A 17,424-nucleotide genomic window follows, 5' to 3' on the forward strand; every position below is an offset into this window, starting at 1 on the left:
GGAGCGCTCCCATAGAGCCACGATGTCGCGTGCGCGTCAAGTGTTCGCACCGCGGTCGACCTGAGACATCTCAGGGACAGGGCAGGGCAGAACATGACAGAGTGGAGGGCGCGTCGGGCGGACGCCCGGGGCGCCATCAGCAAACGGGGGAGACACCGATGGGCGTACGACACAGGACCGCAGGACTGCTCGCCGGGACCGCGCTGGTCACCGGCGCACTGCTCGCCGCCGCCGGGCCGGCCGGGGCCTACAGCCCGAACCCGACGGGGCGCGTCCAGTACCGCGACACCGACACCTGCCCGTGCTCGCTCTCCGACCCGTTCGACGGGACGTACTTCGAGCAGGACGCGGGCGGTTCGGCCGTCAAGATCGAGCTGATCGACTCCGCCGGCCGGTACCTCGGCAAGGTGGAGTTCCACCCGTACGACGAGAAGCTCTGGGTCTACGACACCCTGAACGACGGCGACGGGTTCTCCACGAACATCACGTACTGGTCGGGTGGGACCGCGCACGACCTGGGTACGTACTCCCCCGCGGGCACGGACGCCGTGATGGACTACACGGTGAAGGACTTCGACATCCCCGAGGGCGCCTCGGTCGACATCCAGGTGTACGACGACGCCGGAAGGACGGACTACGTCGCCGGCGCACGCGGTACGGGGAGCGCGACCGCCTGACAGCGGAAGGAGCCGTATGGCGGGGAAGCCCGACAGCACGCAGGCCGACCTCGTCGTGACCGGCTGCACGGTCCTGACCCACGACCCCGACGGCGCCGTCGCGTTCACCGAGGACGCGGCGGTCGTCGTACGGGGCGGCGTGATCGACCGCATCACCCCCGCGGCGGAGGCCGACGCGCTGCCCGCCGCCGAGCGGATCGACGCACGCGGGCAGGTCGCGCTGCCGGGGCTGATCAACTGCCATACGCACGCCGCGATGACGGCCCTGCGCGGGTACGCCGAGGACGTCCCGGTGGAGGAGTGGTTCAACGACTGGATCTGGCCGGTCGAGAGCAACCTCACCCCCCGGGACGTCGAGCTCGGCACCCTGCTGGCCTGCGCGGAGATGATCCGCGGCGGGGTGACCACGTTCGCGGACCACTACTTCGCCATGGACCGGGTCGCCGCGGCGGTACGGGAGTCGGGCCTGCGCGCGAACCTCGGCGCCGCCTTCTTCTCCTCCCAGGGCCCCGAAGGCCGCGACGCCTCCCTGGAGTTCGCCCTGAGCCACCGGGGCGCCGCCGGCGGACGCATCACGACGTCCCTGGCCCCGCACGCCCCGTACACCGTCACCGACGCCGACCTGACCGCGACCGCGGAAGCGGCGCGCGAGCACGGCCTCCCGGTGCACATCCACGCCGCGGAGAACCGCGAGCAGACCGAGGCCGGCCTCGCCCGTGACGGGATCACCCCCGTCCAGGCCCTGGACCGCGCCGGCCTGCTGGACGGCGACCTGCTGATCGCCCACGGCACCGGCCTGACGGACGCGGACGTGGCCCTGCTCGCGGGGGCGGCGGGGCGGGTCGGGGTGGCGACGGCGCCGCGCGGCTACCTCAAGTTCGGCTGGGGCACCACGCCGGTGCGGGCGCTGACCCGGGCCGGGGTGCCGGTGGGGCTGGCCACGGACGGGGCGGCGTCGAACAACAACCTCGACGTGTGGGAGAGCATGACGCTCACGGCGCTGACGCAGAAGGCCGCCGAGGGCGATCCGCGCTGGGCGACGGCGCGGGAGGTCCTGTCGTACGCGACGACGCAGAGCGCCCGGGTCGTCGGGCTGGGCGACGCGATCGGATCGCTGGCGCCGGGCCGCCGCGCGGATCTGGTGCTGGTGGACCTCTCGGGTCCGCACACCCAGCCGGTGTACGACCTGGCGGGCACGCTGGTGCACAGCGCGCGCTCGAGCGACGTGACGACGACGGTGGTCGACGGCCGGGTCCTGATGCGCGACCGCCGGCTGCTCACCCTGGACGTCCCGGCGATCGTCGGGGAGCTCACGGGGCGGCTGGCGGCCCTCACCGACCGTGGCCATGACCGGCGGATCCAGACCTACCGGGGGTGAGGGCGCTGGATTCGGGGGTGGCTGGAGCCGCGCCAAGCGGGTCCGCGGCTCCACCCTCCCCCTCGTACGCCCGGGCCCGGCGCGGCCGGGGCGTCCTTCACGGACTGTTCGCCGTGGATCTCCACTCAACAGGAAGCACGCTGTGCACGGATAGACGCATTGCGTCACCTCGGTGTGTAATGCGACATGCGAACGGAGGGGATCCATGACCGTGTCCGACCCGCCCGATACACCGCCGATCGTCGACCTGGTGTCCACGGACATCGACGCGACACGTGAGCTGACCGCCTCTTTCTTCGGCACGCTGGTGATGTACGAGCCGCCGGCCCGCCCGGCCGGCTTCCGGTTCGGCGTACGCGGCATCCGGCTCGGCCCGCTCTGTGTCTCCCGGGTGACGTCGGACTATCCGAGCCACTGGATCGCTCCGGGGGTGAATTCCCTGTACGTGCTGGTCATGCCGCGTACGGGCGGGGTCCGCATGGCCCAGTCGGGGCAGAGCGGCGAGGCGGTCGGCGGCGGTGACACCGCGGTGACGCTGTCGCCGCTGGCGCCCACGTACACGACGTACGGCGCCGGGAGCTCCGCCGTCGACGTGATGATCGATCATCAGGCGGTACGGGCGGAGCTGGAGGAGGAGCTCGGCCGCCCGGTGCGCGCTCCCCTGGCCTTACCGCGCGGGCTGCGGATGACGGGTCCGGCGCGGGCCTTCGCCCGGCAGGCGCACATGCTGGCCGCCGAGCTCGACGCCGCCGGCCTCGGCCCCAGTGCCCTGGACCGGCCCCGGGTACGGGACAGCCTGGGGGCGGCGCTGCTCACGACGTTCGTGCACACGCTGCCGCACCAGTACTCCGACGACCTGGCCCGGCCCGCCCCGTCGCCGGCACCCCGGCAGGTCACGCGGGTGATGGACGCCGTGCAGGCCGATCCCGCGTATCCCTTCACCGCCGCGGACCTCGCCCGGATCGCCGGTGTGAGCGTGCGCACACTGCAGCGCGGGTTCATCGCGTACATGGGGATGCCGCCGATGGCGTATCTGCGGGAGGTGCGGCTGCAGCGCGCGCACCGTGAGCTGCAGGTGGCGCGGGCGACGGACACCACGGTCACGGATGTCGCCTACCGGTGGGGGTTCACGCTGCCGTCGCGGTTCGCCGGGTACTACCGCGACCGGTACGGGGTGCGGCCGTCCGACACCCTGCAGGGATGACGAAAGCCGCCCGGCCGGCCCCGATGCGGGGCCGGCCGGGCGGAACGTATGTGTGTGGGCTGGTCACAGGGACTTCGGGCCACAGACCGGCCAGGCGTTGACGCCCTGCTCGGCGAGGACCTTCTTGGCGATGTTGACCTGCTCCTTGGGCGTGGCCTTGTCGGCACGCGGGGCGTGCTTGTGGCCGCCGAAGGCCTTCCAGGTCTGCTGCGTGAACTGCAGACCGCCGTAGAAGCCGTTGCCCGTGTTCGCGTCCCAGTGGCCGGAGGCCTCGCACTGGGCGAGCTTGTTCCAGTTCGACGGGACGGCGGAGGCGGCCGACGCGTTCCCGGTGGCACCCATCATCAGCACACCGGCCGTACCGAGAACGGCGGCGGCGCCGGAGATGCGGGTCAGACGGTTCGTGCGAAGGGCGGAGAACACAGATGCAACCTTTGTTCGGGGACGGAGACCGTGCCGTGGGATCCGGGGTCCGGCTCCTGGGCACGTCATCCACTCTCCCGTCCGGCACCCCCTCGATCCCACGGGCTTCCGACAGGTATCGGGGCGGTCGAAGGTCCCGCGCGGCCCCCGTCCCGAGCGGGCCGAAAGGTACGGGACTTTGGTCCTGAAGCGGGCATATTGCCTGGTCATGGGGGTTCGGAGAGCCGCCGCCGCGGTGTAGGTTGCTCGCGGCATGATCGCGACGGCGTACGGAGGGCTCATGGGCAGCGACCGCGCACGGGATCTGGGACTCGGGGTGGGGCGGTTTCCGACCGGCCCGTACAACGCGCTGACGGATGTGCCGGGCGTACGGGTCGGGCACCGCACGGTGCGGGTGCCGCCGGACGTGCACAGCGGCGTGACGGCGATCGTGCCGGAGGGTGTGTCGCCGGTGGCGCCGCTGCCCGCGGGGCTGTTCGCCGGCAACGGGTACGGCAAGCTCATCGGGGTGACCCAGCTCACGGAGCTCGGCGCGCTGGAGACGCCGATCCTGCTGACGTCCACGCTGTCGGCGTTCCGGGCGGCGGACGCGCTGGTCGGGGCGCTGCTGGAGGAGCCGGGTCATACGGAGGCGACGAGCCTGAACCCGGTCGTCGGGGAGTGCAACGACGGCTTTCTGTCCGACATCCGCTCGCGGCCCGTGCGGGAGGAGCATGTACGCGACGCCCTGGCCGCGGCGGCGGACGGTCCCGTCGCCGAGGGGTGTGTCGGCGGGGGTACGGGGCTGGGGGCGCTGGGGTTCAAGGCGGGGATCGGTACGTCCTCGCGGCGGCTGGAGGTGGCGGGCGCCGAGGTCACGGCGGGGGTGCTGGTGCAGGCGAACTTCGGCGGCACGCTGCGCGTGGGCGGGCGGGAGGTGACGCCCCGGGATGTGGCGGTGCCGGGCGGGCGGGTGCCGGAGCGGGGGTCGTGCATGGTGGTCGTGGCGACGGACGCCGCCGTGGACGCGCGGCAGCTCACGCGGCTGGCGCGGCGGGCGGTGTTCGGGCTGGCGCGGGCGGGGGCCTCGTACGGGCACGGCAGCGGGGACTACGCGGTCGCGTTCGGTACGCGGCGGGGCGCCGTTGCGGTGCCGGACGGGGAGCTGAATCCGCTGTTCGCGGCGGTGCTGGACGCCGTGGAGGAGGCGGTCCTCAATTCCCTGCTCGCGGCGGTCACCACGACCGGGTTCCGGGGGCGGACGCTGCACGCGCTGCCGGCGGCCCGGCTGCGGGAGCTGCTGGGGCGGTGAGCGGCGTCAGGTGTCGGACGGGCGGAGGTGTGCGCCCGCGATCTCGTTGGCGGTGCTCATGATCCCGGCGTAGAGCTGGGTGCAGGTGAAGAACCGCTGGGTCGAAGCCGGGTCGGTGGTGACCTCGGCCACCAGGGCGCAGGTCTTGCCGTAGTAGTCCGCGATCTTCCCGTCGAGCGTGGTGACCCGGTCCAGGGTGTCCTTGAACCCGGCCTTGTCGTCCCGCTTCTGGATCGCCTCGTGGAGCCGGCCGAGGATCGTCTCCACCTCTTTCACATGGGCCTCGCAGCCGTCGCCCACGCCCGACTTGCAGCCCTCGGGGCGGTTCGAGGTGGCGTCGGTGATCTGGTCCTGCCACTCGTTCTCGATCTCCAGCGAGTCGTCGCCCCCGCCGCCCGCGCAGCCCGCGACGGCGACCAAGAGAATCCCGCCGGCCAGCAGTGATCTCAGCCTTCCGAACGTACGCATGGAACCCCCACCACACCCGTTTCCCCCCGCCCCCACCGGGCGAGCCGCCGCGAGTGTAGTGGAAGTGGGCAGTGTTTCCGGGGGTGTTGACCGTTTCGCGATCGTGCAGGTGGGCCCCCTTGCGGAGCACTGGTTAGGTTAGGCTAACCTTCGCTCATGCGAGCTGGTGAAAAGGGCTCCGCGGCACCGGATTCCCGGGAATCCCGGGGCCCGCGCGGGCATGAGCTGTCCGCCACGGACGTGACCGTGGCCTACGACGGCGTGGACGTGGTGCACGGCGCCTCGATACGACTGCGCCCCGGCGAGGTGACCGTCCTCGTCGGGCCGAACGGCAGCGGGAAGTCGACGCTGCTGCGGACCGTCGCCCGCCTCCAGCGGGCCCGCGCCGCCACCGTGCTGATCGACGGCGACACCGACGGCCTGGCCCTCTCTCCCCGGGACTTCTCCCGGCACGTCGCCCTGCTCACCCAGGGCCGGCCCACACCCGGCGGGCTCACCGTCCGGGACGTCGTGGAGTTCGGGCGCTACCCGTACCGCGGCCGCTGGGGCCGGGCGGATCCGGACGGGCCCGCCGCCGTGGACCGTGCGCTCGCCCTGACGGGTGTCACCGAACTCGCCGGGCGCGGCGCCGAGCATCTGTCCGGCGGACAGCTCCAGCGGGTCTGGCTCGCCGGCTGTCTGGCCCAGGAGACCGGCGTCCTGCTCCTGGACGAACCCACCACCTATCTCGACCTGCGCTACCAGGTCGAACTCCTCGACCTCATCCGCGACCTGGCCGACGACCACGGCATCGCGGTGGGCACCGTGCTGCACGACCTCGACCAGGCGGCGGCCGTCGCCGACCGGATCGTGCTGCTCGACGCCGGCCGGATCGCCGCGGACGGCGCCCCCGAGGACGTACTCACCCCCGAGCGGCTGACCGATACGTACGGCATCCGCATCGACGTCGACACCGACCCCCTGACCGGCCGGCTGCGCACCCGCGCCATCGGCCGGCACCACACCCGAACCGAAAGGCTCAGCGCCACCTCATGAACCGCCTCCTGATCACCGCGGCGACCACGGTCACCGCGGCCCTCGCCCTGACCGCCTGCGGCACCACCGAGCCCGCCGCGGACGCCGAGCCCGAGAAGACCGGGACGGCCATCACCCTCACCGACGCCTCCGGCGCCACCGTCAAGCTCGACGCCCCGGCCACCAAGGTCGTCGGCACCGAGTGGAACGTCGTCGAGAGCCTGGTCTCCCTCGGCGTCGACCCCGTCGGCGTGGCCGACGTCAAGGGCTACAACACCTGGGACAAGGCCGCCCCGCTGACCAACGACCCGAAGGACATCGGCACCCGCGGCGAGCCCAGCGTCGAGTCCGTCGCCGCGCTCTCCCCCGACCTCATCATCGCCACCACCGACCTGCCGCCGGCCGCCGTGAAGCAGCTGCGCGAGGTAGCCCCGGTGCTGAACGTGACGTCCGCCGACGCGTCCGACCCGATCGGGCAGATGACCGAGAACCTCGATCTGATCGCGAAGGCCACCGGCACCACGGACAAGGCCGACGAGCTGAAGAAGACCTTCGAGTCGAAGATAGCCACGGGCAAGAAGGCTCTCGAGGACGCCGGTCTGGGCGGTGCCGGCTTCGCCTTCGCGGACGGCTACGTCACCTCCAACCAGGTCTCGATCCGGCCCTTCACCAGCGGCTCCCTGGTCGGCGCGGTCAGCGAGCGGCTCGGCCTGAAGACCGCCTGGAAGGTCAAGGGCGACGAGGCGTACGGGCTCGGCTCCACCGACGTCGAGGGCCTGACGAAGCTCGGCGACGTGCACTTCGCCTACGTCGGCAACAACGGCGACAAGAACAGCACCCCGTTCACCGGAGTCCTCGCCAAGGACGCCGTGTGGACGTCGCTGCCGTTCGTGAAGGCGGGCAACGTGCACCGGCTGCCCGACGGCATCTGGATGTTCGGCGGTCCCGCGTCGATGAACCAGTACGTCGACTCCCTCGTCGCCGCGCTGACGAAGTAACGCCATGGCCGTCACCGCAACCCGTTCCTCGCCGGCCCCCCTCATCGCCCGGACAGGAGCAGCCGCGGTGACGGCCGTGCTGCTCTTGCTCGTGGCGGCCCTCGCGGTCGTCGACATCACCCAGGGCACGGCCTCCACCGGACCGTCCGAGGTGCTCAAGGCCCTCACCGGGCGCGCCTCGGACACCGACACGTCCGTCGTCGTCGCCTCCCGGCTGCCCCGGATGACGGCCGGGCTCCTCGTCGGCGCCGCCCTCGGCGTCGCGGGCGCCGCCCTGCAGGCCGTCAGCCGCAACGTCCTCGCCTCACCCGACACCCTCGCGGTGAACGCCGGCTCGTACTTCGCCCTCGGCGTCACCGCCGTCACCGGCGCGTCACTGCCGCTCTTCGTCTCCTCCGGGATCGCCTTCGCCGGAGGGCTCGCGGCGGCGGCCGTCGTGCTCGGGCTGTCGGGGCTGGGGGCGGGCACGGTACGGCTGGTCCTCGCCGGCAGCGCCCTGACGCTGGGGCTGACCGCGCTGACGGAGGGGATGCTGCTGCTGTTCCCGGAGGAGACGCAGGGGCTCTACCAGTGGAACCAGGGTTCCATCGCCCAGGGTTCCGGCTTCGGTTCCGTGGTGCGGATCGCGCCGCTGGTCCTGGTCGCGGTCGCCGGGCTGCTGGTGTCCGCGCGGCGGATCGACGCGCTGGCCCTCGGCGACGACGCCGCACGGGGGCTCGGGGTGCCGGTGCGCGCCACCCGGGTCACGGCGGTCGTCCTCGCGGTGCTGCTGTCGGCCGCCGCTGTCACCCTCGCGGGGCCGATCGGCTTCGTCGGGCTGTGCGCACCGGCGCTGGTACGGCTGTTGTCGCACCGGGTGCGGGGGCTCGGGCGGGCGCGGGTCACGCTGCCCGTCGCCGGGGTGGTCGGGATGGCGCTGGTACTGGGGTCGGACGTGCTGCTGCGGGCGCTGGTCCCGGCGGACACGGCGGTGGCGGTGCCGACAGGGGTCGTGACGAGTCTGGTCGGTGCTGTGTTTCTCGTGGCGCTGGCCACCCGGGTGCGGGACTCCGGTGGGGTGACGGAGGTGGACCGGCTGCGGATCCGCAGCAGGCGGGCGTTCGTCGTCACCACTGCCGTGCTGGTCGTCGCGCTGGCCGGGGTGACGGTGGCGGCGGTGCTGCTGGGGGACTCCGGGCTGCTGCTGGGCGATGTCGTCAACTGGGCGCAGGGCAGGGCCGGTCGGTCGGTGTCGTTCGTGCTGGATACCCGGGTACCGCGGGTGACGGCAGCGCTGCTGGCCGGTGCCGCGCTGGCGCTGGCCGGGACGCTCGTGCAGGCGGTGACCCGTAATCCGCTGGCCGAACCGGCGGTGCTGGGCATCTCCGGCGGGTCCGCGCTGGGGGCGGTGTTCCTGGTGACGACGGTGCCGCTGGCCGGGTCGTGGGGGATGGCCGGTGCGGCGTTCGGCGGGGCGGCCGTGGCGGCGCTGGTCGTGTTCGGGCTGTCGGCGCGCGGGGGGTTCCGGCAGAACCGTCTCGTGCTGGTCGGCATCGGCTTCGCGACCGGGGCGACGGCGCTGATCAGTCTGCTGATCGTGCTCACCGACCCGTTCAACGCGACCAAGGCGCTCACCTGGCTGTCGGGTTCGACGTACGGCCGCTCCTTCGCCGACTCCGGACCGCTGGCGGCCGTCGTGCTGGTGGGCGCGGTCCTCGCCGCCGTGCACCGCACGGAGCTGGACCTGGTGTCGCTGGACGAGGACACGCCCCGGCTGCTGGGCCTGGACCTCGGGCGGGGGCGGCTGGGGTTCCTGGTCGTCGCCGTGCTGCTCACGGCGACGGCGGTGGCCGCCGCGGGCACCATCGGCTTCGTCGGCCTGGTCGCCCCGCACGCGGCGCGCGCCCTGGTGGGCCGCCGGCACGTCCGGGTGCTGCCGGTCGCGATGCTGCTGGGCGCGGTGCTGGTGTGCGGCGCGGATCTGCTGGGGCGGACGGTGATCGCGCCGGCCCAGCTGGGGGCGGGGATGATGACGGCGGTGGTGGGGACGCCGTACTTCCTGTGGCTGCTGGTGCGGAGCCGGCGGTGAGCATGCGTACGGGCGTCGGCTGAGTATTCGTACGGATCCGTGGGGCGGAGGGGGCGTCGTACGGTCGGCGTATGTCGACCGACACCTCGTCCGCCCCCGGCCTGCGCGCGATGGGCATCGGCTGCGCGGTGCTTGTGGCGTTGCCAGTGCTGGTGGTGCTCGGGTTCCTGGTGGTGCTCGAGGTGGAGAGCTCGACGCCGGAGGACTACCCGACCGTCGCGCCCGAGGAGACCGCCCGGCAGATGTTCGCCGTCTCCCAGGACGCGTACGCGGTCCTCGGATTCGCACCGGAGGTGCCGCCGGGCAATTTCACCACCGGCTCGGACGTCAGCGAGAACGGCTTCGACGACCTCGACTACTGCTACCCCGACGGGCTGGAGAGCATCAACGACCAGCCCGAACCCAACGCGTACAGCTTCGGCCACAGCTGGGCGATCAGCGGAGTGGACGCCGGTGAGGCGCGCGCGGGAATGCGCCGCCTGCGCGCCCACCTCGAGAAGCAGGGCTGGAGTGTCGAGGACCCCGGGACCGGGTCGGGAGAGCTGGGTCTGAGCGCGACGAAGGGCCACGGGGACAGCACGACCACGGCTTCCTTCTGGTGGCAGCCCCGGCAGGGCGGACGCTTCGACGGCGGAGTCGGCTCCGGCTGCGCCTACGCGCCCGACGACATCGACGCGGAGTCCGTCGACACCATCGCCTTCGACGTCCCTCCCCTGCGCCCCACCCCGCGCTGACGCGTCACAGGCCCACGACCGACTTGGCCGCCGACAGCTCGTACACCAGCGTCACCTCACGCCGGGTACCCGGGCGCAGACCGATCCGGTACGTGACCAGGCCGTCGTCGTCCGGGCCCTCGTCGGGGGCGGGGTCGGACGCGGTGCGGTCGAGGGTGATCTCCACCGCGGATATCTCCGACACCGGGACGCGTTCGCGTACGACCAGCTCCGTTTCGGAGCCGTCCGCGTCCGCCGCCTCGACGCGGGAGACGAACAGCCGGACCGTGCGTGTGATCACCGTGCGGTGGCCGAGGGTCGTGGTGTCGCGGCTCTCCTCCGTGTGGCGGACCACGCGGTAGGTGTCCTCGCTGCCGAACGACAGCGTGACCTCCTCCCCCGTACCCGCGAACCGCAGCTCGCCGCGGCCCGTGAAGCCGCTGCCGCGGACCAGGTCGACCGGGCCCGCGAGCAGCACGTGGCCGGCGTCATTGGTGAACCGGGCCACCTGCGACACCAGCGGTGACAGCTCGGGCGCGCAGGCCAGTTCGGACCGGGCGGGCGCCGTGAACGCCGACAGGTGCACGCGGTGGGGGCGGCCGTCGGACGGGACGGTCGCGGTCGACGGCGCGCGCAGCACGCGGACCTCGCCGCCGTCCTGGAGGCCCGGCAGCTCGGCGGTGCGCACCGGGCCCGCGTCGGGGGACTCGCCGCCCAGGGTGCTGATCTCCTCCTCGCGCAGCTCCACGTCGACCGTACGGCGCTCCTGGGCCGTACGGTCGCGCAACGTCAGGACGTCTTCCGTGAGTTGCGGCGGCGCGGCGGCCAGCGTGGTGCGGGCCGTGGACAGCGCGAGGGAGACTCCGGGCCAGTCCTCGCCGGTGCGCTGCCAGACCACGGCCTCCGTCCTGAGCTCCACGGACCGGCCGTCGGCCGCGAGGGTGGCGCGGTAGGCGGGGCGCCACAGCGCGCAGGGCACCAGATGGGTGACGGACAGGTCGGCGGGGCCCGGGCGGTCGGCCTCGACGACGACCTCGACGTAGGCCGTGACCTGCGGCGGTTCCTCCTCGATACGGCGCAGGGCGGCGTCCACGCCCTTGAGCTCATCGACGAGGACGGCGTGGTGGGCGGTGGCCTCGCGGACCGTGTCGTGGCAGCGGTCCAGCTCGGCGTCGAGCAGCTGCGACTGTCCGGCCCAGCGCTCCGGGTCGGGCTGCCCGGCCGTCGTGGCGGCGGTGATCTCGCGGTGCAGCTCCTCGCGGGCCTGCTGGACCACGGCCAGCCGGCTCCCGAGCCGCCGTCCGCGCCGGTCGGCCGTGCGTATCGCCTCCTCCAGCTCCTTCTCCCGCAGCCGCAGTTGCGACGCGTCGGGGTCGGCGGCGTCGGGATGCGTGGGGGTGTACGCGCGGACCAGGCGGGCGTCGACCACGCCGACGCCGGACGTGGTGGTGGACGCGCGCAGGGAGTGGTCCACGGCGAGGGGGGTCACGGGGCCCAGGCGCAGGCGGGTGACGCCCGCGGGGAGGTCGACGGTGGTGCGGCGTTCGAGCTGGGCGCGGTCCTCCAGGCAGGTCACCGTGCTCGGCGGGAGGGGGGTCAGGTCGTCGGTCATCCGGGCGGTCAGTCCCTTCGGTTGCCGCCGTGGACGGCCTTGTCGGAGGGGATACGGATCTCGTAGCCGCCGCGCAGCACGGTGGTACGGCCGGGGGCGACCTCGACGCGCCAGACGCGGGCGCCGCGGACGAGGCCCTGGCCGTCGTCGAGGGGTTCGTCGGGGGCGAACCAGGCCGGGTCGGCGCGGTGGTCCTCGACGCGTACGTCCTTGTCGGTGCTGACGGGGACCCGCTCGCGGACCTCCACCAGCACCGGGTGTGCGAGGCGGTTGGCCAGCTCGATCTCGACGCCGTGGTCGAGGACGGTCGTCCCGCCGCGCAGGCCGGCGCTGGACTCGGTCATCCGGGTGCGCCGGGCGACCTGGACGCTCTCCGCCACGCCGACGCCTATCCGGCGGCGCTCGCCGGGGGCGAGGGTGGGCAGCGGGGTGGTGAGGACGTAGTCGCCGTTCACGGTGACGTCGGCCGGGCCGGCGAGGAGGGCGTGGCCGGAGGTGTTGGTGAGCAGCACCGTGCCGTACACGGACTCGTCGGCGGCGGGGACCGTGACGTACTCCTGGCGGGCCTCGACGGGGATCACGCAGACGGGCACCGTGTGCCAGACGCCGTCGGCGGCGACGTCCACGGGGGCGGCGGTGTCGAAGCGGTAGTCGAAGGAGCCGGCGGACTGCCGGACGTCGACGGTGTGCTGGGGCCGGCGGGCCACGGGGGTGGTCTCGCGGTACGTGACGGGCGTACGCCGCGGGCGCAGGGTGCCGCGGGCGGTGGGGTCCTCGGGGCCGGCCAGCTCGAGGCGGGCGTAGTCGAGGAGGTCCGCGGTGGGGGCGGGCGCCGGCGGCTGGGCGGCGGGCGCGGCCTGGGCGCCGTCCCACGGGGGTGCGCCGTACGCGTCGGGAGCGCTGCGGGAGCGGAAGCGGGCGGCGCCGCGGGCGGAGCGGGGGGCGGGACGCGGCGCGGCGCTCTGGGGCATCGGGGCGGCGCCCGGGGCCGGGGGCGGCGGGCCGGAGGGCGCGGCGACGGGGCCGGCGAAGGCGGGCGGGGGCAGCGGCGGGGCACTCTCGGCGCCTTGCCTGGCGTCGCCGCTGGCATAGCTCACGTCCAGGTCGTCCATCACCTCCGCGGCGCCCCCGGCGAACCCCGCCGGCCCGGCTACGGCCACCGGTGCGGACGCGGGCTCCGGCCGCGCCGCCACCGCCGCGTCGTACGGCGTGAACAGCTCCGCCAGCCCCGCCGGCGGCTCCCGCCAGCCGCCCGGCACCGGCTCGGCCTGCCGCCGCCCGATGCGCAGCGACCGCAGCTCCGGCAGGTCGGTGCGGCGCTGCAGATCGGCGGTGGACAGCCCCAGCCGTACGCCCGTCCAGTCCTCCCCCGTGCGCTGGGCCACACAGGCGCGCAGCACCAGCGTGCTCCGCTCCCCGTCGAGCCGCAGCTGATACACGGGCAGCCAGGCCGCGCCCGGGACGAGGTACTCGACCTCGAACTCCGCCTCCCGCACCGCCCCGTCCAGCGTGATGACGGCGGCGGCCGTCGTCCGCACGGGACCGGTCGGCTCCGCGGTGGAGAGCCGGGCCAGCCGGTCACGCAGGACACCGGTCTCGTGGTCGGCGCGGCGCAGCTCCTCCTCCGCCGGGCCGAGGCGCTCGTACAGCTGCCGCATCCGCCGGTCGACGAACGACGCCAGCGCCAGCAGCGACTCCACCGGCGCCGGAGCACGCCGGTTGGCGACGGACGCGGCCCGCAGCCGCTCGGTGCGCTCGACCTCCTGCGCGAGCCGGGCACAGCGCTCGCGCAGCGCGTCGCCGCGGGCCACGGCGTCCTTCAACTCCCGCTCGATCAGGGCGCGTTGCCCCGGATCCTGCACGGCGGCGGCAAGCTCGAGCCGTACGTCGGTGACACGCATCCCCGGCGGACCCGAGCGGATCCGGGCCCGCAGCGAGTGCTCGGCCAGGGTGTCGGGCAGCCCCTCGACGACCAGCCGCCGTCCGCCGGGCTTCCCCGCCGCCCGGCGGACGCAGACGGCGCCGGCCGCGTGCACGACGACGGAGGCCAGCCGGGACTCGAGTCTGGTCTCCACCCCGTCGGTTGTCTCCGTCATACCGTCCCCCCGCGATCCGCCCCCGTGCCCGTCAGGGGGCACGATAGCGGGCCGGTCGGACAGTCACTTACGGAACCGGGCCACCGCCTCCTGGATCGCCGGACCGGTCGCGGAGGCGGCCTGCGCCCAGGACTCGAACTCGAGGGTGGCGTCGAACCCGGCGGTCTGCGCCATCCCGACGGCGCTCTTGATGTCCCGTACCAGATCGGCGTCCAGCCCCGCCCATCGCGCGGCCGTCTCGTGGGCCTCCGCCACCGGATCGTCGGCCACGCGCAGCGCGATCCCCTCGCGGACGGCCGCCTCGGCGTCCAGCGCCCCTCCGTCGAGCAGCAGGGCGAGGGCCTTCTGCGGGCCCAGGGCGTCGACGAGGAAGTACGTGCACCCGCCGCCCGGGTGCAGGCCGATGCGCGTGAAGGTGGCGGCGAACGAGGCGCGGGGGCCGGCGATCCGTACGTCGCAGGCCATCGCCAGATTGAGGCCGGCGCCCACGGCGTGGCCCTGGACGGCGGCGATCGTGGGGATCGTCAGGGCGCGCAGGCGCAGGAAGCTGTCGTACACCTGGTGCAGATGGCGCCGGGTCTCGGGGACATCGCGTCCCTCGGTGCCGAAGAGGGCGGGAAGGTCCGCGCCGGCGCAGAAGGACGTGCCGGCGCCGGTGACGACGAGCGTGCGGGCGTCCTTCGCGGCGCCGACGGCGGCGACCGCCTCGCCCAGCTCGCGGCACATCGCCTCGTCGAGGCAGTTGCGCCGGTCGGGGTCGTCGAGGGTGAGCGTCCAGCGGCCGTCGTCCTCGACCAGGTCGACCTTCGTCATCGGTTCGCGCCTTCCGTGCTGTCCCGGGTGTCGGCGCCCAGTATCGATCACCGGCGCCGCGCGGGTCGCGTACGGTGTCGCCCCCGCTGTGACAGGCTCAGGGCCCATGGATCCCTCGAGCATGACCACCGAACAGCGCAACGCACTCAACCAGCAGGTCATCGACCAGTTCCGGGAGCAAGGGGGCACGGGGCCCATCGGCGAGATGATGCACGCCGACCGGATGGTCCTGCTCACCCACACCGGGGCCCGCACCGGCACGCGGCGCACGACCCCGATGGGCTTCTGGCGGCTCGACGGTGACCGGGTGTGCGTCGTGGCGTCCAACATGGGAGCGGTCCACGCGCCGGACTGGTACCACAACGTGGTGGCGCACCCCGAGGTCACCGTCGAGCTGGGCGCCGAGCGGTACGCGGCCACGGCCGTGCCGGTCACCGGGGCCGAGCGTGACCGGCTGTGGGCCGAGCTGCTCACCGCCGCGCCGTTCTTCGCGGATCACGAGAAGCAGGCCGGCCGCACGATCCCGCTGGTGGAGCTGCGCCGCCGGCCTTGATCCGCGTCAGGGGGCAGGGGTGGCGGGCGCCTGCTCCGTGGTCCGGTCCGGCGTGGTGGCCGCCCGCGCCGGACGGTCGCCGACGAGGGCCCAGCGGCCGGGGCCGAGGGCGGCGACGAGGAGGAACGACCAGCAGAACATGGCCGCCGCCTCACCGCCGTTCTCGATGGGGAACAGCGCGTCGGGCTGGTGCTTGGTGAAGTACGCGTAGGCCATCGACCCCGAGCAGACGAGCGCCGCGCTGCGGGTGCCGAGACCGAGGAACACCAGGGTGCCGCCGACGAGCTGGATGACGGAGGCCCACCAGGTGGGCCACTCCGCGAAGTCGGGCGTGCCCGAGTACGAGCCGCCGAGGACGTCGAAGAGGGTGGCGATGCCGTGGCAGGTGAACATCAGCGCGACGACCATTCTGAACAGGCCGATGACGTGTTCTCTGCCGCGATCGGGCAGATCTCCGAGGAGACCCGCAGGCGTCTCGCTTCTCATGTGCGCTCCCGTCGTAGTCCGTGAATGTGGGGGGCCTGGACCAGCGGGAAGGGCTGCTCGCGCGCCGGGCGCGGGCGCGCGAGCCACCGCGGGACCAGAATGGTGCGGACTTGGTCTATACCAAGTCAGACGCTAGCGGGCCCGCACAGGACATGTCCATACCAATGACGGAGCGTGTCTACTCGGGGAGCCGGGGTCGCCGAATCGCCCCGGAATACGCCTGGTTGGGACCGGACGCCGGTTACGCCTGGACCGGCTGCGGCTCCGACGGCTGCAGCGGCGGTACGGGCTTGGGGTCCCACACCCTCGCGTACCGCAGCACATAGGCGGTGATCACCGAGCCCGTCGCGAGCAGGAGCAGCGGGCCGAAGAGCCACGGGCGGGCGGCCATCTCCACCGGCAGGAAGCGGTACGAGACCAGCAGCGCCACGAACACGGCCGTCCCGTGGCCGACCAGCCGCACGGCCGGCCAGTCCCAGCCGCGGTCGAACGCCCGCAGCGCGGCGTCGATCGTGAGCGTGAACACCACACCGGCGATGATGTCCGCGCCGTAGTGGTAGCCGAAGCCCAGCGTCGCGGTGAGGGTGCCGACGAGCCAGAACGTGCCGGCCCAGCGCAGCGGGCGGGCGGCCTTGCGGGAGTGGATGAAGATCGCGGTGGCCCAGGCGGTGTGCAGGCTGGGCATGCAGTTGCGCGGGGTGATCTCGTCGAACGGTATGGAGTGCGGTCCGGTGATCGGCGGCAGGGTCCCGGGCCACAGGTCGGCCAGCGCCCACTGGCCGCCGTCGGCGCCGTACGCGTAGATCGGGCCGACCACCGGGAAGAGCATGTAGATGCCGGGGCCGAGGAGGCCGATGACCAGGAAGGTGCGCATCAGATGGTGGCCGGGGAAGCGGCGCTCGACGGCCACGTGGCGCAGCTGGTAGAGCGCGAAGACGGCCGCGGCGAGCGGGAGCTGGCCGTAGACGGCGTTCAGCAGGACGGTGCTGAACGGGTCGGTGGCCTCGACGAACCGGCCGACGAGCCAGGAGGGGTCGCCGAGCGCGTGGTCGGCGGCGGCCACGTAGGGGTCGAGGACCTGGGGGCGGGTCGTGGAGGTGATGAGCAGCCAGGTGGCGCCGGTCTTGTGGCCGGTTATCAGGAGCATGCCGAGCCCGACACCCTTGAGCATCAGGAGGCGTTCGGAGCCCTTCAGCCGGGTGAGGGCGATGACCGCACAGGCGATGATCACCCAGAGGGCGCCGTTGCCGAAGTCCAGCTTGGACCCGATGATCAGCCGGACGACCAGGAAGACGAGGTCGATACCGATCGCCGCGGCGGCGGCGACGGCCCGCTGGCGCCAGGTGAGTACGACCATCGTCAGCGCGAGCCCGCCGTAGAGGGCCGGTCCCGAGTACGGGGCGACGATCACCTCGCTCGCCATGGAGGTGAGGGGGCCGCGCAGTGCGTAGTGGCGGGCGACGGCCTCCATCGTGACGAGGAACCCGAGGACCGCGACACCGGCCGCGGCCCAGAGCATCGTCCGGGGTTGACGCCATGCGTCGGACGCGAAGACGCGTCTCATGCGCTCGGACAGGGACGATGCCGTAGATATCAAGAAAATGACCGATTTTGCTAGTGTCTGCGATGA

Annotated in this window: 16 protein-coding genes; 9 read left to right on the forward strand and 7 right to left on the reverse strand. The window is 73.4% G+C overall.

What is annotated here, in order from left to right:
- The first annotated feature begins 158 nt into the window (after positions 1–158).
- The 3 genes from SRB5_RS22995 (at position 159) to SRB5_RS23005 (ending at position 3,259) form a co-directional block, all read left to right on the forward strand.
- On the forward strand, positions 159–677 hold the full coding sequence (locus SRB5_RS22995) for a hypothetical protein (protein WP_153455094.1): 519 nt from the start codon (positions 159–161) through the stop codon (positions 675–677).
- A 16-nt stretch (positions 678–693) separates the two neighbouring features.
- Positions 694–2,055 (forward strand): amidohydrolase, encoded by a 1,362-nt coding sequence (locus tag SRB5_RS23000; RefSeq protein ID WP_153455096.1) that lies wholly within the window; start codon positions 694–696, stop codon positions 2,053–2,055.
- Between the two features lie 205 nt (positions 2,056–2,260).
- The gene (locus SRB5_RS23005; protein ID WP_153455098.1) at positions 2,261–3,259 is read left to right on the forward strand and encodes a helix-turn-helix transcriptional regulator; all 999 of its coding nucleotides are present in this window, start codon (positions 2,261–2,263) and stop codon (positions 3,257–3,259) included.
- Positions 3,260–3,322: 63 nt separating this feature from the next.
- On the opposite strand, the gene SRB5_RS23010 is transcribed toward SRB5_RS23005, so the two are convergent.
- The gene (locus SRB5_RS23010; protein ID WP_323378325.1) at positions 3,323–3,682 is read right to left on the reverse strand and encodes a transglycosylase family protein; all 360 of its coding nucleotides are present in this window, start codon (positions 3,680–3,682) and stop codon (positions 3,323–3,325) included.
- A gap of 280 nt (positions 3,683–3,962) precedes the next feature.
- Between SRB5_RS23010 and SRB5_RS23015 the strand changes: the two genes are divergently transcribed.
- The gene (locus SRB5_RS23015) at positions 3,963–4,973 is read left to right on the forward strand and encodes a P1 family peptidase (protein WP_228390372.1); all 1,011 of its coding nucleotides are present in this window, start codon (positions 3,963–3,965) and stop codon (positions 4,971–4,973) included.
- Between the two features lie 6 nt (positions 4,974–4,979).
- Here SRB5_RS23015 and SRB5_RS23020 read toward each other — a convergent pair whose 3' ends face one another.
- The gene (locus SRB5_RS23020) at positions 4,980–5,441 is read right to left on the reverse strand and encodes a hypothetical protein (protein ID WP_153455102.1); all 462 of its coding nucleotides are present in this window, start codon (positions 5,439–5,441) and stop codon (positions 4,980–4,982) included.
- 156 nt (positions 5,442–5,597) lie between these two features.
- Here SRB5_RS23020 and SRB5_RS23025 point away from each other — a divergent pair, with 156 nt between their 5' ends.
- The 4 genes from SRB5_RS23025 (at position 5,598) to SRB5_RS23040 (ending at position 10,255) form a co-directional block, all read left to right on the forward strand.
- The gene (locus SRB5_RS23025; protein ID WP_153455104.1) at positions 5,598–6,476 is read left to right on the forward strand and encodes an ABC transporter ATP-binding protein; all 879 of its coding nucleotides are present in this window, start codon (positions 5,598–5,600) and stop codon (positions 6,474–6,476) included.
- On the forward strand, positions 6,473–7,453 hold the full coding sequence (locus SRB5_RS23030) for an ABC transporter substrate-binding protein (protein WP_153455106.1): 981 nt from the start codon (positions 6,473–6,475) through the stop codon (positions 7,451–7,453). The genes SRB5_RS23025 and SRB5_RS23030 overlap by 4 nt, the downstream gene beginning before the upstream one ends.
- A gap of 4 nt (positions 7,454–7,457) precedes the next feature.
- Positions 7,458–9,521 (forward strand): iron ABC transporter permease, encoded by a 2,064-nt coding sequence (locus SRB5_RS23035; RefSeq protein WP_153455108.1) that lies wholly within the window; start codon positions 7,458–7,460, stop codon positions 9,519–9,521.
- Positions 9,522–9,592: 71 nt separating this feature from the next.
- Positions 9,593–10,255, forward strand: a complete 663-nt coding sequence (locus SRB5_RS23040; protein ID WP_153455111.1) for a hypothetical protein — start codon at positions 9,593–9,595, stop codon at positions 10,253–10,255.
- Between the two features lie 4 nt (positions 10,256–10,259).
- Here the strand turns inward: SRB5_RS23040 and SRB5_RS23045 are convergent, their stop codons facing one another.
- From SRB5_RS23045 to SRB5_RS23055, 3 genes are all read right to left on the reverse strand, one after another.
- A complete protein-coding gene (locus tag SRB5_RS23045; protein WP_153455113.1) occupies positions 10,260–11,846 on the reverse strand; it encodes a mucoidy inhibitor MuiA family protein in 1,587 nt (528 codons plus the stop codon).
- Positions 11,847–11,854: 8 nt separating this feature from the next.
- The gene (locus tag SRB5_RS23050; protein WP_153455115.1) at positions 11,855–13,942 is read right to left on the reverse strand and encodes a DUF4139 domain-containing protein; all 2,088 of its coding nucleotides are present in this window, start codon (positions 13,940–13,942) and stop codon (positions 11,855–11,857) included.
- A gap of 63 nt (positions 13,943–14,005) precedes the next feature.
- Positions 14,006–14,755, reverse strand: coding sequence for an enoyl-CoA hydratase (locus SRB5_RS23055; RefSeq protein WP_153455117.1), 750 nt, complete (start codon positions 14,753–14,755; stop codon positions 14,006–14,008).
- A 121-nt stretch (positions 14,756–14,876) separates the two neighbouring features.
- Between SRB5_RS23055 and SRB5_RS23060 the strand changes: the two genes are divergently transcribed.
- A complete protein-coding gene (locus SRB5_RS23060; protein ID WP_153455120.1) occupies positions 14,877–15,308 on the forward strand; it encodes a nitroreductase/quinone reductase family protein in 432 nt (143 codons plus the stop codon).
- 6 nt (positions 15,309–15,314) lie between these two features.
- On the opposite strand, the gene SRB5_RS23065 is transcribed toward SRB5_RS23060, so the two are convergent.
- On the reverse strand, positions 15,315–15,794 hold the full coding sequence (locus SRB5_RS23065) for a DoxX family protein (RefSeq protein ID WP_153455122.1): 480 nt from the start codon (positions 15,792–15,794) through the stop codon (positions 15,315–15,317).
- A 241-nt stretch (positions 15,795–16,035) separates the two neighbouring features.
- Positions 16,036–17,313, reverse strand: a complete 1,278-nt coding sequence (locus tag SRB5_RS23070) for a phosphatase PAP2 family protein (protein WP_153455124.1) — start codon at positions 17,311–17,313, stop codon at positions 16,036–16,038.
- Positions 17,314–17,424: the final 111 nt, after the last annotated feature.

It is taken from the genome of Streptomyces smaragdinus (assembly GCF_009604385.1).
Classification (GTDB): domain Bacteria; phylum Actinomycetota; class Actinomycetes; order Streptomycetales; family Streptomycetaceae; genus Streptomyces; species Streptomyces smaragdinus.